Annotated in this window: 22 protein-coding genes; 12 read left to right on the top strand and 10 right to left on the bottom strand. The window is 34.7% G+C overall.

What is annotated here, in order from left to right; translation table 11 throughout:
• The first annotated feature begins 9 nt into the window (after positions 1-9).
• From VSF34_RS07270 to VSF34_RS07250, 5 genes are all read left to right on the top strand, one after another.
• Positions 10-1599 carry a dihydrolipoyllysine-residue acetyltransferase gene (locus VSF34_RS07270; RefSeq protein ID WP_326716676.1) on the top strand — a complete coding sequence of 530 codons (1590 nt, stop codon included), beginning with the start codon at positions 10-12 and terminating at the stop codon, positions 1597-1599.
• A gap of 12 nt (positions 1600-1611) precedes the next feature.
• Positions 1612-3018: a dihydrolipoyl dehydrogenase gene (lpdA, locus tag VSF34_RS07265; protein WP_326716675.1), complete on the top strand. Its 1407-nt coding sequence runs from the start codon at positions 1612-1614 to the stop codon at positions 3016-3018.
• A gap of 151 nt (positions 3019-3169) precedes the next feature.
• Positions 3170-4357, top strand: coding sequence for a glycine C-acetyltransferase (locus VSF34_RS07260; RefSeq protein WP_326718045.1), 1188 nt, complete (start codon positions 3170-3172; stop codon positions 4355-4357).
• 267 nt (positions 4358-4624) lie between these two features.
• Positions 4625-5578, top strand: a complete 954-nt coding sequence (locus tag VSF34_RS07255) for an NAD-dependent epimerase/dehydratase family protein (RefSeq protein WP_326716674.1) — start codon at positions 4625-4627, stop codon at positions 5576-5578.
• Positions 5579-5619: 41 nt separating this feature from the next.
• The gene (locus tag VSF34_RS07250) at positions 5620-7134 is read left to right on the top strand and encodes a DUF1846 domain-containing protein (RefSeq protein WP_326716673.1); all 1515 of its coding nucleotides are present in this window, start codon (positions 5620-5622) and stop codon (positions 7132-7134) included.
• 80 nt (positions 7135-7214) lie between these two features.
• On the opposite strand, the gene VSF34_RS07245 is transcribed toward VSF34_RS07250, so the two are convergent.
• Positions 7215-7625: a GtrA family protein gene (locus VSF34_RS07245; protein ID WP_326716672.1), complete on the bottom strand. Its 411-nt coding sequence runs from the start codon at positions 7623-7625 to the stop codon at positions 7215-7217.
• A gap of 253 nt (positions 7626-7878) precedes the next feature.
• Here VSF34_RS07245 and VSF34_RS07240 point away from each other — a divergent pair, with 253 nt between their 5' ends.
• From VSF34_RS07240 to efaA, 4 genes are all read left to right on the top strand, one after another.
• The gene (locus VSF34_RS07240; RefSeq protein ID WP_326716671.1) at positions 7879-8937 is read left to right on the top strand and encodes an IS30 family transposase; all 1059 of its coding nucleotides are present in this window, start codon (positions 7879-7881) and stop codon (positions 8935-8937) included.
• A gap of 153 nt (positions 8938-9090) precedes the next feature.
• Entirely contained in the window at positions 9091-9864 is a 774-nt protein-coding gene (locus VSF34_RS07235; protein ID WP_326716670.1) for a metal ABC transporter ATP-binding protein, read from the top strand.
• Positions 9864-10721: a metal ABC transporter permease gene (locus tag VSF34_RS07230; RefSeq protein ID WP_326716669.1), complete on the top strand. Its 858-nt coding sequence runs from the start codon at positions 9864-9866 to the stop codon at positions 10719-10721. Before VSF34_RS07235 ends, VSF34_RS07230 begins: the two co-directional genes overlap by 1 nt.
• The gene (efaA, locus tag VSF34_RS07225; protein WP_326716668.1) at positions 10708-11676 is read left to right on the top strand and encodes an Mn/Fe ABC transporter substrate-binding lipoprotein EfaA; all 969 of its coding nucleotides are present in this window, start codon (positions 10708-10710) and stop codon (positions 11674-11676) included. Before VSF34_RS07230 ends, efaA begins: the two co-directional genes overlap by 14 nt.
• 36 nt (positions 11677-11712) lie before the next feature.
• Here the strand turns inward: efaA and VSF34_RS07220 are convergent, their stop codons facing one another.
• From VSF34_RS07220 to lexA, 7 genes are all read right to left on the bottom strand, one after another.
• Positions 11713-12987 carry a hydroxymethylglutaryl-CoA reductase, degradative gene (locus VSF34_RS07220; RefSeq protein WP_326716667.1) on the bottom strand — a complete coding sequence of 425 codons (1275 nt, stop codon included), beginning with the start codon at positions 12985-12987 and terminating at the stop codon, positions 11713-11715.
• 20 nt (positions 12988-13007) lie between these two features.
• Entirely contained in the window at positions 13008-14174 is a 1167-nt protein-coding gene (locus tag VSF34_RS07215) for a hydroxymethylglutaryl-CoA synthase (protein WP_326716666.1), read from the bottom strand.
• A 114-nt stretch (positions 14175-14288) separates the two neighbouring features.
• Positions 14289-14780: a GtrA family protein gene (locus tag VSF34_RS07210; protein ID WP_326716665.1), complete on the bottom strand. Its 492-nt coding sequence runs from the start codon at positions 14778-14780 to the stop codon at positions 14289-14291.
• A 78-nt stretch (positions 14781-14858) separates the two neighbouring features.
• Positions 14859-15485 (bottom strand): 50S ribosomal protein L25/general stress protein Ctc, encoded by a 627-nt coding sequence (locus tag VSF34_RS07205; RefSeq protein WP_326716664.1) that lies wholly within the window; start codon positions 15483-15485, stop codon positions 14859-14861.
• A gap of 318 nt (positions 15486-15803) precedes the next feature.
• Positions 15804-16838: a M42 family metallopeptidase gene (locus tag VSF34_RS07200; RefSeq protein WP_326716663.1), complete on the bottom strand. Its 1035-nt coding sequence runs from the start codon at positions 16836-16838 to the stop codon at positions 15804-15806.
• Positions 16839-16965: 127 nt separating this feature from the next.
• Positions 16966-17172 (bottom strand): hypothetical protein, encoded by a 207-nt coding sequence (locus VSF34_RS07195; RefSeq protein ID WP_326716662.1) that lies wholly within the window; start codon positions 17170-17172, stop codon positions 16966-16968.
• A gap of 108 nt (positions 17173-17280) precedes the next feature.
• A complete protein-coding gene (gene lexA, locus VSF34_RS07190; protein WP_326716661.1) occupies positions 17281-17901 on the bottom strand; it encodes a transcriptional repressor LexA in 621 nt (206 codons plus the stop codon).
• 151 nt (positions 17902-18052) lie between these two features.
• Here lexA and VSF34_RS07185 point away from each other — a divergent pair, with 151 nt between their 5' ends.
• Together VSF34_RS07185 and tkt are read left to right on the top strand one after the other, a co-directional pair.
• Positions 18053-18295 (top strand): DUF896 family protein, encoded by a 243-nt coding sequence (locus tag VSF34_RS07185; protein ID WP_326716660.1) that lies wholly within the window; start codon positions 18053-18055, stop codon positions 18293-18295.
• 93 nt (positions 18296-18388) lie between these two features.
• Positions 18389-20389 (top strand): transketolase, encoded by a 2001-nt coding sequence (tkt, locus tag VSF34_RS07180; protein WP_326716659.1) that lies wholly within the window; start codon positions 18389-18391, stop codon positions 20387-20389.
• A 100-nt stretch (positions 20390-20489) separates the two neighbouring features.
• Here tkt and VSF34_RS07175 read toward each other — a convergent pair whose 3' ends face one another.
• Together VSF34_RS07175 and VSF34_RS07170 are read right to left on the bottom strand one after the other, a co-directional pair.
• Positions 20490-23186, bottom strand: a complete 2697-nt coding sequence (locus VSF34_RS07175) for an alpha-mannosidase (RefSeq protein WP_326716658.1) — start codon at positions 23184-23186, stop codon at positions 20490-20492.
• Between the two features lie 14 nt (positions 23187-23200).
• On the bottom strand, positions 23201-24502 hold the full coding sequence (locus VSF34_RS07170; protein ID WP_326716657.1) for a glycoside hydrolase family 125 protein: 1302 nt from the start codon (positions 24500-24502) through the stop codon (positions 23201-23203).
• 151 nt (positions 24503-24653) lie between these two features.
• Here VSF34_RS07170 and VSF34_RS07165 point away from each other — a divergent pair, with 151 nt between their 5' ends.
• Positions 24654-25715, top strand: coding sequence for a GntR family transcriptional regulator (locus VSF34_RS07165; protein WP_326716656.1), 1062 nt, complete (start codon positions 24654-24656; stop codon positions 25713-25715).
• The last annotated feature ends 15 nt before the right edge of the window (positions 25716-25730 follow it).

Here is a 25730-nt window from a genome sequence, read left to right as displayed (position 1 = left end):
AGTTAATAGATGGCTTTTAAATTTAAATTACCAGATATTGGTGAAGGTATTGCAGAAGGCGAAATCGTAAAATGGTTCGTTAAAGAAGGCGATACAATTAATGAAGATGATACATTATTAGAAGTACAAAACGATAAATCAGTAGAAGAAATTCCTTCTCCGGTAACAGGAAAAGTATTATCAGTAGTTGTTCCAGAAGGATCTGTAGCAAATGTTGGTGATGTGTTAGTAGAAATTGATGCACCAGGACATGAGTCAGATGATACTCCTGCAAAAGTTGAAGCAGCAGTAGAAACTGCATCAGCACCAACAAGTACAGGTGGCGTATTCCAATTCAAATTACCAGATATTGGTGAGGGAATTGCAGAAGGCGAAATCGTAAAATGGTTTGCAGCTGTAGGTGAAACAATTAATGAAGATGATACATTACTTGAAGTACAAAATGATAAATCAGTAGAAGAAATTCCTTCTCCAGTAACAGGAAAAGTGGTTAACATTTTAGTATCTGAAGGTACTGTAGCAAACGTTGGTGATGTATTAGTAGAAATCGATGCACCAGGACACAATGATGCAATGTCAGCTGCGACTTCTGTATCTACACCTGCCGCAACTTCTGCACCAGTAGTGCCAGTATCGACAACACCAACTGGAACACCAGGAAAACGTGTTTTAGCTATGCCTTCAGTACGTCAACATGCACGTGAAAAAGGTGTGGATATCACATTAGTAACACCAACTGGTAAAGGTGGACGTGTTGTTCGTGAAGATATTGATAACTTTGGTTCAGAAACTGTAGTGGAAACTCAAAGTGCAAGTGTTGAAGCAGCACCAGTTAAAGAAACATCAGCTACTCCAAAAGATGCTAAAGCAGCAGTAGCATTTGTTGGTGCTCCTGAATTAGAAGTAAGAGAAAAAATGACACCAACGCGTAAAGCAATTGCTAAAGCAATGGTAAATAGTAAACACACAGCACCTCATGTGACATTACATGATGACGTTGAAGTATCTAAATTATGGGATCACCGTAAGAAATTCAAAGATATTGCAGCAGCTAGAGATACTAAATTAACATTCTTACCATATGTTGTTAAAGCACTAACTGCAACAATGAAAGAATTCCCAACATTAAATGCATCTATTGATGATACAACAGATGAAATTGTATACAAAAACTACTACAATATCGGCATTGCAACTGATACTGATCATGGTTTATATGTACCAAACGTGAAACAAGCTAACACTAAGAGCATGTTTGATATTGCCGATGAGATTAACGAAAAAGCAGCATTAGCTATCGAAGGTAAGTTAACAGCAGCTGATATGCGTGGTGGAACAGTAACAATTAGTAATATTGGTTCAGTTGGTGGCGGTTGGTTTACACCAGTTATCAACTACCCAGAAGTTGCTATTTTAGGTGTTGGTACAATTACTCAACAACCAGTCGTTAACGCTGAAGGTGAATTATCAGTAGGACGTATGATGAAATTATCATTAAGTTTTGACCACCGTATTGTTGATGGTGCAACTGCTCAAAAAGCAATGAATAACATCAAACGTTTATTAGCAGACCCAGAATTATTATTAATGGAAGGTTAAGGTGAGAACTCAATGGTAGTAGGAGATTTCGCAGTAGAATTAGATACAGTTGTCATTGGATCAGGACCTGGTGGCTATGTTGCTGCTATTCGTGCCGCTCAAATGGGACAAAAAGTAGCTATTATTGAACGTGAATACATCGGAGGCGTTTGTTTAAACGTTGGATGTATTCCTTCAAAAGCACTGATTAGTGCAGGACATAAATTCCAAGAAGCAAAACATTCAGAAATTTTTGGTGTGGCAGCAGATAACGTCACTCTTGATTTTTCTAAAACTCAAGACTGGAAAAACAACACAGTTGTTAGCAAGTTAACAGGTGGAGTGGAAGGCTTACTTAAAAAGAACAAAGTTGAAATTATCCGCGGGGAAGCATTCTTTGTAGATGAACATACTTTACGTGTAATTGATGAAGATGCTGCTCAAACGTATTCATTTAATCATGCCATTGTAGCAACTGGTTCTCGCCCAATTGAAATCAAAGGATTTAAATTTGGTGGACGTGTTCTTGATTCAACAGGTGGATTGAACCTAGCTGAAGTTCCTAAAAAATTAGTTATCGTAGGTGGCGGGGTCATTGGTGCTGAATTAGGTGGTGCTTATGCTAACCTTGGAGCTGAGGTAACGATTTTAGAAGGTTCTCCACAAATTTTACCAACTTTTGAAAAAGATATGGTGAAATTAGTTGAAAAAGAATTTGATAAAAAAGGTATTAAAGTTGTTACTAATGCAATGGCTAAAGAAGCTGTTGATAATGGTGATAATGTTACAGTTACTTATGAAGTAGACGGTAAAGAAGAAAAAATCGAAGCTGACTATGTTATGGTGACTGTTGGTCGTCGTCCAAATACTGATGAATTAGGTTTAGAAATTTTAGATGTTGAGATGACTGATCGTGGATTAGTTAAAGTAGATGAACAAGGACGCACTAATGTGAAAAGTATTTTCGCTATTGGTGACATTACTCCTGGAGCTGCTCTTGCTCATAAAGCAAGTTATGAAGCTAAAATTGCTGCTGAAGCAATCTCTGGTAAACCAGTGGCTATTGACTACATCGGTATGCCAGCTGTGGCATTTACTGATCCAGAACTTGCAACAGTTGGTATGACTCTAGCTGAAGCAAAAGAAGCTGGATTAGATGTAAAAGCATCTAAATTTTCATTAGCAGGAAATGGCCGTGCCCTATCTTTAGACCAAACTGACGGATTTATCCGTTTAGTAACAACTAAAGATGACAACGTGATTGTTGGTGGACAAGTAGCAGGAATTAGTGCAAGTGATATTATTGCTGAAATTGGACTAGCTGTAGAAGCTGGTATGAATGCAGAAGATATCGCTCTAACAATTCACTCTCATCCATCACTTTCAGAAGCGGTTATGGATACAGCAGAATTAGCATTAGGTATGCCAATTCATATGTAGTAGATTTAAAGATTGATTGTACTCGGACTGATAACACCTCTTTTTAGAGGTGTTTTTTTATTTAGATGAAAAAGATAACTCATTCGATTTAACGAGTTAAAACAGGTATAATAAAGTAGAGAAAAAATTAGGGGGAATTTGAATGAGTCATATGAGTCCAAGTTTAGAAACATTTTTAGATGAAGGATTAGCTAATTTAAAAGAAAAAGGGTTATATTCAACCATTGATGTAGTTGAAGGGTCAAATGGTGCTATTATTGAAGTCGACGGGGAAGAAAAAATTAATTTAGCCTCAAATAACTATCTAGGATTTGCAACGAACCTAGAATTAATTGAAGCAGCTAACTTGGCGACAGAAGAATATGGCGTTGGAGCTGGTGCTGTGAGAACAATTAATGGAACACTTGCGATCCACCGTGAATTAGAAGAAAAAATTGCTAAATTTAAAGGAACTGAGGCAGCTATTGCCTTCCAATCAGGGTTTAACTGTAATATGGGAGCCATCTCAGCTGTTATGAATAAAGATGATGCTATTCTTTCAGATGAGTTAAATCATGCTTCAATCATTGATGGTTGTCGTTTGTCACGCGCTAAAATTATTCGTGTGAAGCATTCTGATATGAAAGATCTAGAAGAAAAGGCAAAAGAAGCTGTTGAGAGTGGTTTATATAACAAAGTGATGTATATCACTGACGGTGTTTTTTCAATGGACGGGGATATTGCTAAAATGCCAGAAATTATGGAGATTGCTGAAAAATATAATTTAATGGTTTATGTGGATGATGCTCATGGTTCTGGTGTGCTTGGTGGTGGCGCTGGAACAGTTAAGGAATTTGGGTTATCAGACAAAGTTGATTTTCAAATGGGAACGTTATCTAAAGCAATTGGTGTTGTAGGAGGATATGTAGCTGGCTCACAAAAATTAATCGACTGGTTAAAATCACAGTCACGACCGTTTTTATTTTCTACATCACTAACACCAGGGGCTGCAGGAGCTGTGATTAAAGCCATTGATTTGATGGAAAATGATCCTAGTTATGTGGAAAAATTATGGGATAATGCGAATTATTTTAAAGAAGAATTACAACGAATTGGTTATAACATAGGAGATTCACAAACTCCAATTACCCCAGTTATTTTAGGCGATGAAAAATTAGCCCAAGAATTCTCTAAAAAATTAATTGAAAATGGTATTTATGTCAAACCAATCGTTTTTCCTACTGTACCACTTGGAACAGGACGTGTAAGAAATATGCCAACAGCAGCTCACACTAAAGAGATGCTTGACCAGGCTGTTAGGGTTTATGAAAAAGTTGGAAAAGAAATGGGTATTATTTAAAATAAAAAAATATCTTGACGAACAATGATTAACCTTGTATCATACTGTTTGGGCACTCTTGAAACAATAGAGTCAGATTGAGATAAATCAAGCTCCCTTATTCATAATTGAATAGGGGAGCTTTTCTTATTTTTAGTACGAGACTCCCATAATGAAAAGGAAAATAAAGTTTTTCTTCATCATGAGTTTATATGTTAATGTTATTTTTTATTAATAACTAAGCCCTTGTGACGTCAAAGAGCTTAGTTTAAGGAAAGGTGAAAAAGTATGAAGCGTGTAATGGTGACAGGGGCTTTAGGCCAAATTGGAGTAGAGATTGTTAGTAGGTTAAGAAGTGAGCTGGGAGTAGATTGCGTATTAGCAACAGATATCAGGCAACCAGAAGGCAATCCTATTGTGGAAAACGGGGTATTTGAAGTATTAGATGTACTTGATGCTGAGAAAATGTATGAACTAGCTACTGAATTTCAGGCTGATACGATGATTCATTTGGCCTCACTCTTGTCATCTGTGGCAGAAGATAGACCTCAAGATGCGTGGTATATTAATATGACGGGGCTAACAAATGCTTTGGAAGTATCTAGAAAGTTAGACTTGAAGTTTTTTACACCAAGTTCAATTGGTGCTTTTGGTCCAAGTACACCAAAGAATGATACCCCGCAAGATACTCTGCAACGACCTGAAACAATGTATGGTATTACAAAGGTATCAGGGGAATTACTTTGTGATTATTATTATACTAAGTTTGGTGTAGACACAAGAAGTTTGAGGTTTCCAGGTTTAATTTCTTATGATGCACTTCCAGGTGGTGGGACAACAGATTATGCTGTGGAAATTTATTATGAGGCATTAAAAAATAACCATTACACTTGTCCTTTAGAAGCTGGAACATTTATGGATATGATGTATATGCCAGATGCAATTGATGCGATTATGATGCTTCTTAAAGCAGAGCCAACTAAGTTAAGACATCGTAATGCTTTTAATGTATCTGCTATGTCCTTTGATCCAGTGTTGATAGAAGCAAGCATTAAAAAAATAAGGCCAGATTTTACTATGGATTATAAAGTAAATCAAAAGTTACAACAGATTGCTAATTCTTGGCCAGATCATATTGATTGTGAGTGCGCTAAAGAAGAGTGGGGATTCATACCTAAGTATGATTTAGATGCAATGACATGTGATATGTTAGAAAAACTTGAAGCAAAACTGAGTAAGTAAAAATTAGCTAAGTAAACACAACATTCAGGGGGAAACGGAAAATGAAAATAGGATTTAATTCAGATAAGTATATTGAGGAACAATCAAAATTTATTTTAGAAAGAGTTAATAACTACGATAAATTATATTTAGAATTTGGTGGTAAGTTGATAGGGGATAAACATGCCAAACGTGTTCTACCTGGATTTGATGAAGATTCAAAAATAAAAATTTTACAAAAATTAAAAGATAAAGCTGAAGTCATTATTTGTGCCTATGCAGGAGATATCGAAAGAAATAAAATTCGTGGTGATTATGGTATTACTTATGACATGGATATTTTAAAATCAATTGATGAATTTAATGAGTACGGTTTATCAGTTAATAGTGTATTAATTACAAGATATAGTGGTCAACCTGCAACTAAAGTATTTATTAATAAATTAGAAAAACGTAATATTAAAGTGTACACTCATGAGGCGATTGAGGGCTATCCATATAATATTGATCAAATTGTGAGTGAAGAAGGATTTGGTAAAAATCCTTATATTCCAACAACTAAACCAATTGTTGTGGTAACAGCTCCTGGTGCCGGAAGTGGTAAACTTGCAACAAGTTTAAGCCAGATTTATCATGAAAGTAGATTAGGTCGTATCGCAGGCTATTCTAAATTTGAAACTTTCCCAGTTTGGAATATCCCATTAAAGCACCCGCTAAACATTGCTTATGAAGCAGCAACAGTTGATTTAAAAGATGTAAATATGATAGATTCTTTTCATTATGAAGCTTACGGGGAAGTTGCAGTAAACTACAACCGTGATATTGAAACTTTTCCAGTTATTAAGCGTATTATTGAGCGTATTACAAATCAAGAAGCAGAATTTAAATCACCGACTGATATGGGTGTGAATCGTGTAGGCTTTAGTATTAGTGATGATGACGTTGTAAAAGAAGCTTCTAAGGAAGAAATCATTCGTCGTTGCTTTGACACAGAATGTTTCTTTAAACGTGGTATGGTAGATGAGGAAGTTGTTAATCGTATTCAATTAATCATGGAAGAGATGGAACTTAAAAAAGAGGACCGTAAACCAGTGATTCCAGCAAGAGAGTATGCTGAGAGTATAAAAAATCGTGAAGAGTATGTTGGCAATATTAATCCTATTTCGGCTGTGGCCTTTGAATTAGAGGATGGACACATGATCACAGGACGTTCATCAGTTTTAATGGATGCCTCGGCTGCAGCCATTTTGAATTCGATTAAATATTTAGGGAATATATCAGATGACATTCTGTTATTATCTCCTGCTATTTTAGAGACAATTCAAAAAATGAAAGTAGAAGAATTGAACAATAAAATGATTGCTTTAAATGCTAATGAAGTTTTAATTGCTTTATCTATCAGTGCAGTAACCAATCCAACTGCTGAACTTGCTTATAAACAATTATCTAAATTAGAAGGTGTACAAGCTCACTCTACAGTTATTTTAAATAAAGATGATGAGCAAATATTGAAAAAATTAGGAATGGATGTCACAAGTGATGCTGTCTTTTCATCAGAGAATCTATTTTATATCTAGTTAAAGAAAAGAGGATGACGCTGAGTCACCCTCTTTTTTTGTCTACCAAAACAATATCAGCTATTGACCTAGCATTGTTTTTATATTTTCATAAATAGAAGTTTACTTAAAAAAAAGTTTAATACTAGAGCGGCCACGTGGCCAATAATTTTACTAATAGTTGGGTTAATTGTTAAAATAGAAACAAATAGCCAAAGTAAAATCAGCTCAAGAACTAGAGATAAAACTCTTGTCCCAAAAAAAGAGATAACCTCTTTAAATAGTGCTGTAGATTTAGATTTAAAAACAAATAATTTGTTCACGATAAAAGCAAAAATAACAGTGAAGAACCAATCAATAATATTGGCAAGTTGATAATTCATGTTAGTTTTTGTATATAGCAAATAAAAAAGATAAATATTAAAAATAACTGTGACAATTCCCCAAACGACGTAGCGCCCGACTTGTCCTGTTTCACTATGTTTTGTTTGAACTTGTTCATCATTTTCCACAGGTATCCCTCCTTTCTTCTTGTTATCTTAAATCCGTTAACTTAATTCTACAGTATTTGTTAGGATTCCACAAGTAAACTAGTAGAAAATAAGAACAAAATTTGAACATTTTTCTAAATAGTTGTGATTATCATTCTTATTTGTTAGCTTAGTTGTAAAATCAAGTTAGCCACTCTAAAATAATAAAAAAACACCATGGTAAAAATTCGTGTATCATTGAAGTAACTACCCAACAACGAAAGGAATTTTTATCATGGTGAAAATTAAGAATAACACAAAGACATCTAGTTATAAACATCTTTCCTTAAAGGAAAGGCAGCTTATTGAAGTTTGGCATAATATGGGAGACTCTAATAGAGAAATTGGTAGACGATTAGGCCGACACCATCAAACAATAAGTAATGAGCTTAAACGAGGAACGACCACGCAAATCAAAGAAAATAAGAAACCTAAACAACTCTATTTTGCTGATACGGGGCAAGCTAAATACATAGAAAACAGGAAACGCTGTGGTTCGAAATCTAAGCTAGTTAGTGCTGTTGATTTTATTAATTATGCTTGTAAACAAATGATAGACTTTAATTGGTCACCAGATGCAATTGTTGGCTTTATCAAGTCTTTAGGGACTTGGGATAAACCTATTGTTTCTACTAAGACACTTTATAACTATATTGATAAAGGTTTTTTACCAGTCAGAAATCATCACCTCAAGATGAAAGTTAGACTATCACCTAAAAAGAAAAGAAGTCGTCAGCATAAAAAAGCTCTTGGAAAATCAATTGATGAACGACCTAGCAAAATTGATTCTAGACAAGAGTTTGGTCATTGGGAAATAGACAGTGTCATTGGTTCAAAATCTAAAGATGATAATGCTCTACTTACACTTGTTGAAAGAAAAACTCGCTACATGATTACTGTTGTTCTAGATGATCATACTGAAGAGTCTGTTAGTTACGCTATTAAACAGTTAAAATATGAGTTTGGAAGAGCCCGATTTAGTAGCATATTTCAATCGATTACTGCTGATAATGGCAGTGAATTTAGCTCACTTGATGATACTCTGCAACAAATGACTGATATCTACTTTGCTCACCCTTATTCATCTTGGGAACGAGGAACAAACGAAAGACATAATGGTTTATTACGGCAATTTGTTCCGAAAGGAACGCCTATCTGTCACTACTCAAAGCAGTTCATACAACTGGCTACTGAAAAAGTTAATCTTTTGCCGCGTAAAATTTTAGACTATAGACAACCAGCAACATTATTTTTAGAAGAAATTCAAAATCTAAAGATCAAAACATGTTGGTAAGTAAGGGGTTCAATAAAATAACACTGATATTTAGATATTTTTACCAGAGTGGCTAACTTAATGTTGCAATTTAGATTCTTATTTGTTATAATAACTATACAGTTTTAGGTTAGCCTAAAAAAAATTCTAGGTGTGTGAAAGTAGAGGATTGACATGAACAAAAGAAATCATCAAGAGTCTGCCTTAAGACAGACGATTTATATAAAAGATTTAACAGTTGCTTATCAGCACAAAAAAGCTATTGAAGATATTAGTTTAGCCATTGAGCCAGGAAAAATAACTGGGATTATTGGCCCAAATGGTGCTGGGAAATCTACTTTATTAAAAGGAATCATCGGACTAATTAAAGTCGAGTCTGGAGAAGTTGAGATTAATAATAACGCCATAGATGAGTACAGAAAAGAAATAGCTTATGTAGAACAACGTAGTGCCATTGATTTAACTTTTCCAATTACAGTAGAAAAAGTCGTTTTACTTGGTACTTATCCAAAACTTGGTTTGTTTAAAAGTCCTAAAAAAGAAGATAGAGAAAAAGTATTAACTTGTTTGAAACAAGTAAAGATGGAAAGGTTTGCAAAAAGGCAAATTGGTAACTTATCAGGTGGACAATTACAGCGAGTTTTTATTGCTAGAGCCCTAGCCCAAGAGGCAGATATTATCTTTTTAGATGAGCCTTTTGTAGGAATTGATATGGTTAGTGAGAAAGTTATAGTATCCATTTTAAAGCAATTACAAGGAGAAGGAAAAACGATAGTGATAGTTCACCATGACTTACATAAAACAAAAGAATATTTTGATAACTTAATCATTTTAAATCAAAAACTAATTGCTTCAGGTCCAGTTAAAGATGTATTTAAAACTAAGTTCATCCAACAAGCATATGGTGAAACAATGGGTGAGATTGTAATTAAAGGAGTGAATGATTAATGATATCACATTTTATAGAAGGATTAATGAAGTATGAGTTTTTACAATATGCTCTAATTACTTCAGTTATTGTAGGAATTGTATCAGGAGTGATTGGTAGTTTTATTATTTTAAGAGCTATGTCTTTAATGGGGGATGCTATTTCTCATGCGGTACTACCAGGCGTGGCTATGTCTTATATGTTAGGTGCTAATTATATGATAGGGGCATCTTTATTTGGAATACTGGCAGCTGGTCTGATTGGATTTGTGACACAAAAAAGTAAATTAAAAAATGATACAGCCATAGGGATTGTTTTTAGTTCCTTCTTAGCTCTAGGAATTATTATGATTTCACTAGCTGAGAGCTCCACGGATTTATACCATATTTTATTTGGTAACGTTTTAGCAGTAAGGCCAAGTGATATGTATACAACACTAGGTGTGGCAGTTGTTGTGATATTATTTGTCATCATTTTTTATAAAGAATTACTCGTCAGCTCTTTTGATCCAACAATGGCAAAAGCATATGGTTTAAAAGTACAGGTTATTCATTATGCTTTAATGTTTTTTTTAACACTAGTTGCCGTGTCATCTCTTCAAACAGTGGGAACAATACTGGTAGTAGCTATGCTAATAACACCTGCTGCTACAGCTTTTCTATTAACAGATAAATTATCTGTGATGATTGTCATAGCTAGCTCAATTGGGGTAATTAGTGCTGTCATTGGTTTATTATTTAGTTATACATATAATTTGGCTTCAGGAGCAACGATTGTTTTAACAACAGTTGTATTCTTTATCATAGCATTTATATTTTCACCAAAACAAGGATTTATTTTTAAAAGAAAAGAGGATCTGATTAATGAAGAAGACTAAAGTATTTTTAGCAGGTTTAACCGTACTACTAGGAATAGGAGTACTAACTGGATGTAAGGGCAACCAGTATAAGGAAGATACCGCAATATCTAGTGAGCAACAAGGGGACGTGTTACAAGTTGTCGCGACCAACTCAATTTTAGCTGATATGATTGAAAATGTAGGAGGAGACCACGTTGTCGTCCACAGTATTGTGGAGCGAGGAACTGATCCTCATGAGTATGAGCCATTACCTGAAGATATTTCAAAATCTACAGATGCTGACATTATTTTTTACAATGGTTTAAATTTAGAAACGGGCGGTAATGGCTGGTTTAACAAGTTAATGCAAACAAGTAAAAAGAAAGAAAATGAAGATTATTTTGTTGCAAGTAAAAATGTCGAGCCGCTTTATTTATCAACAGAAGGTCAAGAATCAAAACAAGATCCTCATGCTTGGTTATCTTTAGCAAATGGGATAACTTATGTGGAAAACATTAAAGATGTTTTGGTTGAAAAAGACCCAAAACACAAAGAAGATTATGAAAAAAATGCTACTTATTATACGGAAACATTGAAAAAATTACATGAAGATAATCTGAATCGTTTTAATGATATTCCAGATGATCAAGCCTTTTTAGTTACGAGTGAAGGGGCATTTAAATATTTCTCTAAAGCATATGGTCTAAAAGCTGGCTATATTTGGGAAATCAATACACATGAAGAAGGGACACCAGAACAGATGAGCCAGATTATCGATCAAATAAATGATTCAAAAGTCCCTAACCTTTTTGTCGAACAAAGTGTGGATCCAAGAAGTATGGAAACTGTCTCAAGAGAAACAAAACGCCCTATTTATGACACTATTTTTACTGATTCTCTTGCTAAAGAAGGAGAAACAGGAGATACTTATTACACAATGATGGAATGGAATTTAAATACTATTCATGATGGCTTAATTGAAGAATCTAAGTAAAAAATTGGTGCTGACTGTATAGTCAGCACCAATTTTTTATTTTTCACGTAACTTGTTTAATATATGTTTTGCTATTTGAGTATTCATCTTAGGAGCACGGCGTAGAGCTTTAGTGACCTCTTCGATTTCTTCCCCTTTAGCTCCGACTTGAATGGCCAAGGAACTAGCATGAAGAGACATATGTCCTTTTTGAATTCCCACACTCACAAGAGCTTTTAGAGCTGCTAGATTTTGTGCTAGACCGACTGATAAAATAATACGAGCTAAATCAGTAGCATCTCTTACTTCTAGAAGGTCTAAATTGGCTTTTGCCATTGGAAGTACCGAAATAGCCCCTCCAACACTACCAACAGCCATTGGTAAGGTCAGTTCGCCTATTAAATGATCCTCCACTACATACCAATTAGTCATCCCTTCATATTGACCATGACGACTAGCATAAGCGTGAGAAGCTGCTGAGACGGCTCTAGGGTCATTTCCGGTGGCAATGACAACAGAGTCAATCCCATTCATAATCCCTTTATTATGAGTCACTGCTCGGTATGGGTCTAGTTTAGCATAAAGACTAGCTTCAGCTATTTTTTCAGCAATTAATTTTCCTTGTTCTACACTAGGTGCTAATTGAAGAAAAGGGACTTTACAAGAAGCACTCACTAAACAATCTGTATTGTAATTGCTTAGGATAGACATAAGAGAGGCTCCTTGAATTAATTCAAGAACAAAAGGGGTGACACCTTCTAAGATAGTATTAATAATGTTTGCACCCATGGCATTTTGTACGTCGACAAATAAGTGAATCGTAAAGAAATTTTGCTCAGAAGTGTCACTAATCGAGCGAGTCTTGATTTTCTTAAGACCGCCACCACGAGCTACAATCGAAGGATGAGTATTATCTGCTATTTCTTTTATTTCTCTAAAATGACTATCAATCATTTGAGATGCTTCCTTATGATCTACCACATCTTTTAAAATAATTTGCCCAATTATTTGTCTAGAGTGAACTTTTGTAGTAATACCATCAGGCAAAGTCATTTTAGCTGCATGACTACAAGCAGCAATAACAGAAGGCTCCTCAACAACCATAGGAATCACTTTTTTTTCACCATCAATAATAAAATTCATGGCAACACCCATTGGTAAAGGGAACTGAGTTAGTTGATTTTCAATTAAGGCATTTGCTACATCATCATCTAAGAGCTTGTTATTTAAAAATAAATCATAATCATTTGGAGTCAAGTAATGTTCTTTTAATAAAATAGCTAATCGTTCTTCTCGTGATTTTTTGTAAAATTTATAGAAAGGTGACGTCATGATTTATTCTCCAATTATCATTATTTTCCGTAAATACGTTTGTGTTCATTAATCTCTTTTAAATAAAATAAACTATTATCAGTTTTTGAGCGATTAATAGTATGAATACCATCATCTTTAGGAATTGTTTCATTAAATAAGGCTTCATACTCATCAATAGATAGTGAGATACGACTCTCTAAGTGTTCTTCTTGCTCTTTTTTTAGTAGGTGTTTTTCAAATCCAGGAACTAAGACACCAGAAAAAATTTCGGCAACTGCCCCTGAACCATAACTAAAGAACCCAATGCGACTTTTAGCAGTTAGTTTATGATCTGGATTATTTAATAAAGACATTAAACTTAAGTAAAGAGAACCAGTATAGATATTACCAATATGCCTTGTATAATGTGTTCCTAAATCATAATTAAAAATTAATTGATTCGCTAAATCTTTGTCTTCATTTTCTAAGATAGGTAGCAACGCTTTTTTGCCCATTTTTGTATAAGGCATGTGGAAACAAAAAGCGTCAAAATCACTTAATTTTAATTCAGTTCGGCGCATAAATTCTTCCCATAAGGTATGAAATGAAGAAATATAAGCCTCGTTTGAAAACTTCCCATCAACAATGGCTGTATCAGAATAGTTTGGGCGCCAAAAGTCAAAAATATTTTGAGTCAGTGCGACAGTTTCTCCCTCGATTTCTAGAATACGTGGATTTGAGCTAATAACCATGGCGATGGCACCAGCACCTTGTGTGACCTCACCAGATGTTGCTAAACCATATCTAGAAATATCAGAACCAATGACAAGAGCTTTTCTATCAGGGTGCAAACGAACGTAATCAACAGCCATCATTAAACCAGCAGTAGCACCGTAACAGGCTTGTTTGATCTCTACTGCTTTAGCAAAGGGTTGAACTCCTAACAAGTCATGAATGAAGGTCCCAACAGATTTTGATTCATCAATACCAGACTCAGTGCCCACAACAATTAAATCAATCAGCTCTAAATCAGCTTTTTCTAAGATAGGAAAAGCTGCATTTGCCCCCATTGTGACAGTGTCTTGGCTAATTGGTGGAACAGACATTTTTGATTGCCCAATTCCAATTATAAATTTATCAGGATCAATTCCACGAGCCTCAGCAAGTGTTACTAAATCGATATATGTATTAGGGGTGTAAAAATTGATTTTATCAATACCAACCATTAAATATTCATCCTACTTTCCTATTGATTTTAATTGTGTCCACGTTATTTTAACATAAGATAAGGCTTGTGGAACCTGAAAAATTCTTTCTTAAGAGATATTTTAAAAGGTTTGTTATTTTTTAAAAATAGCCTTTTTAGAGATGATATAATTTAAAATTATGGCTAAAACTTGAACGAAAAGAGCAAAGATAAATTCATTTAATAATTTTTCTGATCCAATGAAGTTTCTCATTAAAGGAGAGGCAAAGAAAAAGCTGTTATAATCAATTTGATCTAACCAAAATAAATGGATAAAGAAGTCAGCATTTTTTTGGACAGCTAGGTAAGTAATACCAACATCTAGGAAAAAGACGAATAGGCGACCAATAATAAATCCAAGCAGCTGTATCATCACTACTTTAATGGACCAGTCTTTGTCTTTGAAAACAAATAATTTATTAGTAAAAAAGGCAAATAATATGGCACTGATTTGAGCGTACACAACACCTGCCATTGAGTTTCCAGTTAAATAAACGACAAAAAAACGAGTTAAAAAATAAACCACAGTGGTTAAAACACCAAATATTAGATAGCTAATGGTTTCTTTATTTAATATTTTTTTCATAAAAACCTCACTTTTATTTTGAAATTAACATATAAAAAAGCTTGCGACCATAGATGATCACAAGCTCCTTGATGAAGATTATTCTTCTTCTTCTTTACCTTTTTGGTCAACAATCTCAGGTTCAACAGCTGTAGCTGGAACTTCGATTTCTTCAACTGCAACAAACTCAGTTACCGCACAGATTTGCTCTTCAGCATCTGTTACGATTGTGTAGTCTGCATGAGCTGGAATATCTCCAATAGTTAAAGCATCACCAATTACTAAAGGCTCGATATTCACTTCAACACGTTCTGGTAAATTATCAGGTGTTGCAGAAACTTGAACGTTGTATAAGTTTTGCTCTAACACGCCACCAGCTTTAACGCCTTTAGGAGTTCCAACAAGAACTAATTCAGCTTCAACTTCTGTTAATTGAGTCATATCAACAGCTAAGAATTCAACGTGAATCCAAGCTTTTGTAAATGTATCTAACTCATAATCGTGTAATAATGTATTAACTTTTTTACCGTCTAAGTCTAAAGTATAAACAGCGTTTAATCCATTTTCACGGATTGCTTTGTCTAATTCTTTTTCATTAACAGAAATTGATAAATTTTCAATTCCGTTTCCGTTAACAGCACCAGGTACACGACCTTCTGCTCTTAATTTTTTACGTAATGATCTTGGACGTACTTCTCTTGCTGCTACTTGTAATACTACTGACATAAATAATTCCTCCTTTAGAATATAACATTTTATTTGTTCGTTTTTCTACTAAGTCTAATCAATTAAATTGATGAGCTGATTAATGAGCTTAGTATTGATAATTAACTGTCAACTTAACTATCACGAACGTAAAACTTTATTATAAACTGTTGAGGCAATTTTAATGGTTTAAAAAACATTAAATGTATGCGAAAAAATTAAACTTAAGCAATCCGCATATTGCCTGCTCATCATGGGTTAGATACCCACACTATAATTTAAGCTTATGGATTATACTTTACGCTTAAAAGTGATAAAGGTCAAGAGGTTTTTAAAAAATCATATTAATTCTTTGCTGAATAAATAAGCTGCTACTAATTTTTCAGTAGCTTCAATTGATTCAATATGTGTTCTTTCATAAGCATGACTAGCCTCGATACCTGCCCCGATTAAACCATGCTTAATATCAGCACCAGATCTGATAGCAGCAGAGGCATCACTACCGTAGTAAGGGTAGATATCTAGCTGGTAAGGAATGTGGTTATTTTGACAAAGTGTAACAAAATGATTTCTAAGAGAAAGGTGATAGGGCCCGCTTCCATCTTTTACACAGATTGAGACGCTGTATTCATCAGTTTGTTGATCATCACCCATAGCACCCATATCAACGGCAACATACTCAATCACACGAGGGTCAATATTTGAATTACCGCCATAACCAATTTCTTCATTATTAGAAAATAAAAAGTGTGTCGTAAATGGAATCGTATCACCTGATTTTTTCAGTTGAAGTAGAAAATTAATTAAAATAGCAACACTCACTTTGTCATCAAGATGTCTAGATTTAATAAAGCCAGTAGGAGTAATGACAGTACGTGGGTCAAAGCTAATAAAATCACCAACTTGAATCCCTAATTTTTGAGTTTCTTCTTTACTTGTTACTTTTTCATCCAGTCTAATCTTCATATTGTCTTGGTTTCTAGGAGCATCACCAGCATCTTTATAGACATGAACACTGGTTTGATGCATTAAAATCGTTCCTGTTAGTTCTTTACCATTTTGTGTGTAGACTGTACAGTATTCACCTTCAATGGCATTAAACTTAAAACCTCCAATTAGATCAATCTTAAGTCTACCATCAGGTTTAATAGCACGAACCATAGCACCAAGAGTATCCACATGAGCTGTAATAAAGCGATGTTTATGGTCATCATTTCCTGGAACACTTACTAGTAGTGCACCTTTGTTCGTTTTTTTCGGTACATAATTTGATTCTTTTAAAAGAGTCTCAATGTAGTCGATAATAGTAAAAGTATTTCCTGTTGGTGAAGCGATATTAGTTAATTGGCTAGTTAATTCAATAGTTGATGTCATCTATATCTTCCTTTCTTGTTGTCAAATCAAGATTAGAGGAATTGGGTTAATAAATCAATAAAAAATAACCGTAGGCGGTTATATGCCTATGATTATTTTTTATTGTCATTAGATAAGTAGAGTTTACTTATTTTTTATAAGAACAGTAATGTTGTTGTTTCTTCATATAATCTTGTTTTTGTCGGCGCTTGTAATTTTTATCATCCCATAACATCAACCAAATTAAGACAAGAGGGGTTAAAACAAGTAGGGCAATATTTAAACTCATATTCCCTAAAAACATCCCAACAATCAAAACAACTAAAATAAACGCATATCTTCTTAATGCTAACATGATGATCTCTCCTTTATTCTTAATAAGAACATTTGTTCGATTGTCCTTATTATACGAATGCTTGTTCGATTTGTAAAGTAAAAAATAAAGCATTTATTAAATGCTTTATTATATATGGTTACGATATAATCCAACGACTTTACCTAAAACAGAGACATTATCTAAAATAATAGGCTCTAATGTGTCGTTTTCAGGTTGTAGTCGAATGTAGTGGTCTTCTTTAAAGAATCGTTTACATGTTGCTTCATTGTCATCTGTCATAGCAATAATAATATCACCATTGTTTGCTTGAGACTGTTTTCTAACAATGACATGATCTCCGTCAAATATACCTGCATTGATCATACTCTCCCCACGAATCGTTAGCATAAATAAACTATTTTCTTCATATTTTAAATCAGGAGGTAGAGGAAAGAAATCCGATGCTTCTTCGACAGCCAGGATCGGTTCACCAGCTGTAACAACTCCTAACATAGGAATAAAAGGTGATTTAACTCCTATTAATTTAAGTCCTTCATCGGTTAATTCAATAGCACGTGGCTTTGTTGGATCTCGTTGAATAAGTCCTTTTTTTTCTAATCTTGATAGGTGACCATGAACAGTAGAGGTGGAAGATAGATTAACAGCTGTTCCAATTTCTCTAACCGTTGGTGGGTATCCTTTTTCTTCAACTTGTTCGTATATATATCTTAAAACATTAATTTGTCTAGATGAACGAGAGTTTGACATTCGATTCCCTCTTTTCGCTTTTTTTTGAGTGTAACATAAAAGTTTAAGTTAATCAAACACATGTTCGTTTTTAGGTTAAGGCAGCTAATTAATTGAATTTTTAAAGAATTTAAGCTACTATTTAGGTAGTCAATCCAAGGAGGAATATAATATGTTAAGTAAAGATAAATTAGATAGAATTAACGAATTAGCGAAAAAAGCTAAATCAGAGGCGTCTTTAACAGAGGCAGAACAAAAAGAACAACAAGAGTTAAGAGATGAGTATATTCAAACCTTTCGCTCAGGTATGAAAAATCAAATAGAGGGTATGAAAGTTGTAGATGAAGAAGGAACAGATGTGACTCCAGAAAAATTAAAACAAATTCAAAAAGAAAAAGGATTACATGGAAGATAACTCTTCCATGTTTTTCAATTTTACCTTGAAAAAATAATGTAACCGTTGTAAAATACAATAAAGGTAAAAAAAACCTAAATAGGAGGATGTTAGATGTTATTTGATAAAACAGATCAGTTAGGTGTTAATTCAATCCGTACATTAAGTTTAGATATGATTCAAAAAGCTAATTCAGGTCATCCTGGATTACCAATGGGTGCAGCACCAATGGCCTATGTGCTTTGGACAAAATTTTTAAAAGTAAACCCAAAAACGTCAAGAAACTGGGTGGATCGTGATCGTTTTGTTTTATCAGCAGGACATGGTTCAGCTATGCTTTATAGCTTATTACATTTATCAGGTTATGACTTACCGATGGATCAATTAAAACAATTTCGCCAGTGGGATAGTTTAACGCCAGGACATCCTGAAGTATTACATACTGACGGGGTTGAAGCGACGACAGGACCATTAGGACAAGGGATTGCAATGAGTGTTGGTTTTGCAATGGCAGAAGCTCACTTAGCTGCAACGTACAACAAAGAAAATTATAATATCGTTGATCATTACACCTATGCTTTATGCGGTGATGGGGATTTAATGGAAGGTGTTTCTCAAGAAGCTATTAGTTTAGCTGGTCACCTTAAATTAGATAAACTGATTGTGTTATATGATTCAAATGACATCTCTTTAGATGGTCCTTTAGACAAATCATTTAGTGAAGATGTTAAGGGGCGTTTTGAAGCATCAGGTTGGCACCATATTTTAGTAGAAGATGGTAATAATTTAGAGTCACTAGAAGAGGCAATTAGTATTGCTCGTGCTCAATCAGCTAAGCCGACTATTATTGAAGTGAAAACAATTATTGGTTTTGGTGCGACTAATGAAGGAACAAATAAAGCTCACGGAGCGCCACTTGGGGTAGATGGTGTAGCTCATGCCAAAGCTAATTATGGTTGGGATTACCCAGAATTTACTGTACCAAAAGAAGTTGAAGAGAGATTCCATGAGGATATGGTTGTTAAAGGTCAAGAAAAAGAAGCAGCTTGGCATGAATTATTTGAAAGCTACAAAGCTGAATATCCAGAGTTAGCTAAACAATTTACAGAAAGCTTTAGTGAAGAAGTTGTGGTTGATTTAGAAAAAGTATTACCAGCTTATGAAGTAGGAGAGAGTGCTGCAAGTCGTGTGACAAGTAAAGAAGCAATCCAAGCTCTATCTAAAGCTCTACCTAATTTCTGGGGTGGTTCTGCTGATTTATCTTCATCAAATAATACTATGGTAGCAGATGAGTTGGATTTTGAACCAGGACAGTATCAAGGCCGTAATATCTGGTTTGGTGTACGTGAGTTTGGAATGGCAGCTGCGATGAATGGTATTTCATTACATGGTGGCACGCGTGTGTACGGAGGAACATTCTTCGTCTTTGTTGACTACCTACGCCCAGCATTACGCCTATCAGCTATTCAAAAAGTTCCTGTGACATATGTCTTAACACATGATTCAATTGCTGTTGGGGAAGATGGACCAACTCATGAACCGATTGAGCAACTGTCAAGTTTACGTGGTATGCCAAATGTGAACTTAATTCGTCCTGCTGACGGTAATGAAGTATCAGCAGCTTGGAAATTAGCAGCTACAGCAACACAAACACCTACAGTTCTAGCTTTATCTCGACAAAACCTTCCAGTATTAGAAGGAACTAAAGAAAAAGCTTATGAAGGTGTGGCTCGTGGTGGGTATGTATTATCGGCTCAACAAGGTGAAAAAGCAGATGGTATTTTAATTGCAACAGGTTCAGAAGTGAACTTAGCTATGGAAGCACAAAAAGTATTACGTGGTGAAGGTATTGATGTGTCAGTTGTTTCTATGCCATCAACAATGCTTTTTGATTCTCAATCTAAAGAATACAAAGAATCGGTTTTACCATCAACAGTTGAAAAACGTGTTTCTATCGAAATGGGCTCAACAGTTGGTTGGGAACGTTACACAGGACTAAATGGTGCTTTGATTGGAATAGAAGAATTTGGTGCAAGTGCTCCCGGAAATAAAGTGATGCAAGAGTACGGATTTACAGTAGAAAATGTTGTTTCAACATTTAAAGGGTTAAATTAATCATTATAATTACAAACAGGACTAGTTGATGCTAGTCTTGTTTTTTGTTATAAATAAAAAACCCACTCATTCTTTTAATTAAAAATGAGTGGATTTTAAGTTATTTAGTCCATCTAAGCGTTTGAATCTTAGCAGGAATTAAAGTTGTCTCAACTGGTGTTTCTTCTTTAAATTCTTCAATCATATTGGCTTCATGAGCTGTGTAGCCAGGTATATCAATATTAACATCACATGTTTCAGTATTAGATAAGTTAAAGCCACGTGTGATAATATCAACACCATTTTCTTGGCGTTTAATCGCTGTTAGAGCGTATTGATCACCTTCAAGATTTAAGAATTGATGCGTTGGTTTTTGAGTGCCTTCATGAATATCTGTTTGAGTGATTGTCCAAGGGATTTGGAATCCTTGAGCATTAGTAAACGTCTCATACATATCATCTTTACCGTGGAATTCAATAGCAAAGTCAACAGATTGCTCACCTAAACACTGTGCTTCTGGTGTTGGGAAGTAACCCCAGTCACCTAATTCACCAACTGCTCTTAAAATAGTTAGTGCAATTGTATTGTCATCACTAAGTAATTCATATTCATTTAACCCGTAGTTAGCAACAGTTACTCCTTGTTTGTCATCGTGAACATTGACAAATGAATGTTGATGTTGAGGGTTTGTTGGGTTTTCCCAAGTTGCTTGGTTCACATTATTTGGTCTTTCTACCACTTCAAAAATACTTTCAGCAAAATGCGTATCAGCAGTGATACCAGTAGGGAATAAGACACGTAATCTATGATCTTTCATTTGGTTGTCAAATTCTGTATGGAACGTTATTTGTTTATTGTATTTTTCTAGACGAACCACTGTTTTAATCACAAACTCAGCAAGTTTTGTACTACGGTTTGCTTTTCGTTGACGCATTTCATAGACAGCTTCCATCTCGTCTTGAAGTAGTTTTTCAGCTGATACTGGAATCATCATACGTTGTGTGATTAAAATTTCAGCAACAAGTGGTGAGTCAACAATCACTTCACGAGTTGTAGGGAAGTTGTGAGCATATAATGCTTTATCTTCACGCGGTTGCTTAAAGATATACTCATTACCAACATCACCAACATTTTCATAAATAAGCCCACTTGAGTAAGTGTTATTATGGATTTTATCTGTAAAGTTAATTAGGCCGTTTGGTTGAACTTCAGCCTTAACATAATCATTTTCTAAAGTCATTGTGTTATCATCTACAAGGGACTTACCAGTAAGTTCATATTTTCCTTCAAGTAGAGCAAAAGTACTCCAAGACATACCAGGCATTTTTTCAATACTCATGCGTACCGTCACGTAAATGGCCATATAAGGAATTCTAAATCGGTCAGTTGGTAAATCGTAATCAAAAGCGACATCTGTTTTAACAACTTCAGCAGGTACAGCTTGTCCATTTTCATCTATCACATAGAAATCAGTTAAGTTTTTCACTTCTTCTTCTAACTGGTGATATAACTCTAAAGGAATACCCTCAGCAAACGTTAGGCGTTTCCACTCGATTGTTGTTTCAACGATTTGAGTTCGCTTAGTTCCAGCTGTATTAAAGATAACAAAAGGTTTACTATCTTTAGCAAATTTAGATGTGTTAATTGAGTCTACTAAGGCAGTCTCAGCTTCTTCAGCTAGGAATTTACCTACTTCTTCAGCCTTTTGGTAACGTGTCATCATCTCTTGATGCACCTCATCCACACTACAGCCACAAATACTATCATGAGGGTGATTTTGCATTAGAGTTTTCCATGCATAACGTAACTCGTCATGAGGATAGTTCTTTGTTACTTCATAAGCCATAGTAGCTAGTGGCTCTGTCACATTTTCTAATTGTCTTTGGACATCAGTATTACGTTGTTTTAAGTAAATACGAGCAGAAGATGTGTTAGCTAATGTATACCATCCATCTGTTTCTTGAGAAGTTAATTCTCCTTCTACTGTACTTAAATTATCAGGGACATCACTCATAACAGCACTTAAATAGTCATCAAAGTTACTGTGAATAAATTCGTAGTCAGGGTACAATTCGTTAGCTAGCTTAATCGCTTGTGTCACGTCTTTTTGTACGGGTTGGTGATCCACACCGTTCATCATCAATATATGATCTGTTGAAGCATACTGCTGGGCATCAGCTAATTTTTGATCCCAAAAAGCAATAGCTTCTTCTTTTTTAGCTGGTATCTCATTACCATTACTGTACCAGTTGGCAAATAATAGGGCGAAGATATTAGATTTGTCAGGACCTTCCCACCACATTTCAGAAAACTGAGAAGCATATTTTTCGTCATTAATCACGGCGTTATTAAATCCAGTTGGTTTTACACCGCGACCAAAAGCTGCAGCTTCAATGCCAGCTTCTTTCATCATTTGTGGTGTTTGTCCCATATTACCAAATGTATCTGGGAAATAACCTAACATCACAGGATCTCCCCACTTACGACTTTCTTCTAAACCAATCATAGTGTTACGAGCATTTGACTCACTACTAATTAAGAAGTCATCTTGTAAAATATAGAAAGGTCCAATTTTTAATTTACCATTATCAATGGCTGCTTGGACTTCCTCACGTTTTTCAGGACGAACTTGTAAGTAGTCATCTAAAATAATAGTTTGCCCATCTAAATGGAAGCTATTGAAGTCTGGATTTGTTTTAAAAATCTCTAAAAGATCATCCATTAAACGGACAAGTCTCATATGGTGTTGTTCGTATGGTAAGTACCATTCTCTATCCCAATGGCTGTGAGAGATGATATAAACTTTTTTCTTTGTCATGTTAGTTAATCTCCTTATTTGTCATAATGTGCATCAATACGAATGTCATAGTAGTCCATCACAAGCTCACAAAACATCATATTTGCCCATGAGAACCAGTCACGAGTGAAGTTGTTTGGATTATCCACATCAAATCCTTCATGCATTAAGTTAGTCCCACCATCACAATCAACTAATAGGTTTAAGATACGTTCTTTTTCAGCTTTGTCATCTGTTGTTAACCCTTCAATTGATAGAGCGATTGGCCAAACGTAATTTTCAGGAGTATGAGAGCTTCCGATACCTTTAGCAAATTTTCCTTCATAAAAATAAGGATTTTCTTTGCTTAAAAGTGTTTGACGAGTATTTAGATAGAAGTCATCATCCTTAGCACAGTAACCTAAGTAAGGGGCTGCCATTAAACTTGGTACATTTGAATCATCCATAATTGAATAGCCACCTAAACCGTCAACTTCATAAGCAAAAATATCTTCACCTGCAGCATTTTTAACAATGGCATGTTCTTTAATTCCTTTGTCAATTTCAAGACGTAATTGTTTGGCTTCTTCAACAATGTTTGGTTCATTAAATAATGTTGAATAGATCTCTTCAATATATCCTAAAACTACAACAGCGAACATATTTGATGGGACTAAGTAACCGTAAATACAAGCATCATCACTAGGTCTAAATCCTGACCAAGTCATACCAGTTTCTGCAACGGGTGTTCCTTTGCCGTCGTGAGATAGTGTGTCTTCAAGGCGTGTTGTATCTCTTTCGAAGCTGTAGGGAGAATTTTTATGATTTTGTTCCGTTTTCCAAACTTCAAGGATTTTTTTAACTCCCTCATGGAAATCTTCGTTAAACTGAGATGTTTCGCCTGTTTGTTTGTATAAAAGATAAGCTAGTTGAACTGGGTAACATAATGAATCAATTTCATATTTTCTCTCCCAAATCCATGGAGTCATTTCAGTGTCATCACTTTGATGCCCTTTATTATTTGCTTCTTCATTAAATGCATTAGCATATGGATCCATATTTATATATCTAAACTGACGTTTTACTAAGCCAGCAATCATGTCACGAATATCTTTGTCTTCTTTAGCAATCACTAAATAAGGACGAAACTGGGCTGTAGAATCACGAAGCCACATAGCAGGAATATCTCCTGTAAGTAAAAACGTTGTACCGTCATCGTAGCGTCTAACTGTTGTCAGTAGAGTATTTGCAAATCCTGCTTTAAAGTTTTCTGCCCAACGTGGATGCTCGTCAATGCATAGCGCTTCCATTTTATCCATAAATGTTTGTACTGATGTTGGTACTTCTGTGTAAGCCATAATTTATTTCCTCCTGATGATATATCATTTATTTGTAATTCTTATTATATGATATATCATTAAGGCTGTCTAGTCGATAATTATAGTTTTTTAAAGTTTTTTTATATGGTATGATATATCATGAATAAAGGAAAGAAGTAGGTGAAAGATTATGGCTAGTAAGCCTTTATATAAAAAGATATATCAAGACTTAAAGAAAGATATATTAACAGGTGTTTATGAAGAAGAAGGGCAGATACCAACAGAATTAGAGTTGGCAGAGTCATATGGTGTTAGTCGAATCACATCAAAAAGAGCTCTTGTAGAGCTTGAAACAGAAGATTTGATATATCGTGTGAGAGGAAAAGGGAGCTTTGTTAAAAAAAGAGAGAAAGGCATCTGTGTATCAACGAGTGATAATTTATTATTTGTGATGCCTTTTGCTCAAAATGAGGGCTTTGGGAATTATGCAGAAGGGATTTTAGAAACATTAAAGGATACAGATTATAGGTTACATATGCAACCTCATGAGTGGCTATCCTCAGAAAAATCTATTAATTTAAAAGAAGATTATGCAGGTATTATCTACTATCCAATTAATACACAAGAAAGCCTTGATTTTTTATATCAATGTCAACTTCAAGATATACCTGTGATTTTATTAGATAAAACGATTGAGAAGATGAATTATAGTTCAGTAGTGGCTGATAATGAATCTGGAGGTTTATTATCAACAGAGCATTTAGCAAGTACTGGGTGTGAACAAATTTTATTTGTGAGTGGTAATCGTTTAACTGATGTGTCATCAGTGAGGGATCGCTATTTAGGTTATTTATCAGGTATGTATCAAGTTAATTTATTACCTAAATATTTATTAAAAGAACCAGAAGAAGAGACAGATGATTTCTTTAATCGTGTTTATGAAGAAATTATATATCAAGCAGATATAAAAACAGGATTAGTGGTTGAAAATGATGTTTTAGCTATTCGTTTAATGACTTATTTAAAACAAAGAGGATTAGATATTGGGGCTGATGTTGCGATTGTTGGTTTTGATAACATTCAAGCTACACAACTAATGGATCCACCGCTAACTACAATTGCCCAAGATTTTTACAAAATGGGAGAAGTCGCTGCTAAGTTGCTGATTAATAACGTGACGATCAGGTCACAAGTTGCAAGTGAACATGTGATACCTGTAAAATTAATTGTTAGAGAAAGTACGACTAATTAAAGATAAGGGGTTCAA

This window comes from Vagococcus jeotgali, assembly GCF_035918315.1.
GTDB classification, from domain to species: Bacteria; Bacillota; Bacilli; order Lactobacillales; family Vagococcaceae; genus Vagococcus; species Vagococcus jeotgali.
The sequence above is the reverse complement of the archived record's forward strand: the minus strand, read 5'-3'. Positions and strand labels throughout refer to the sequence as shown.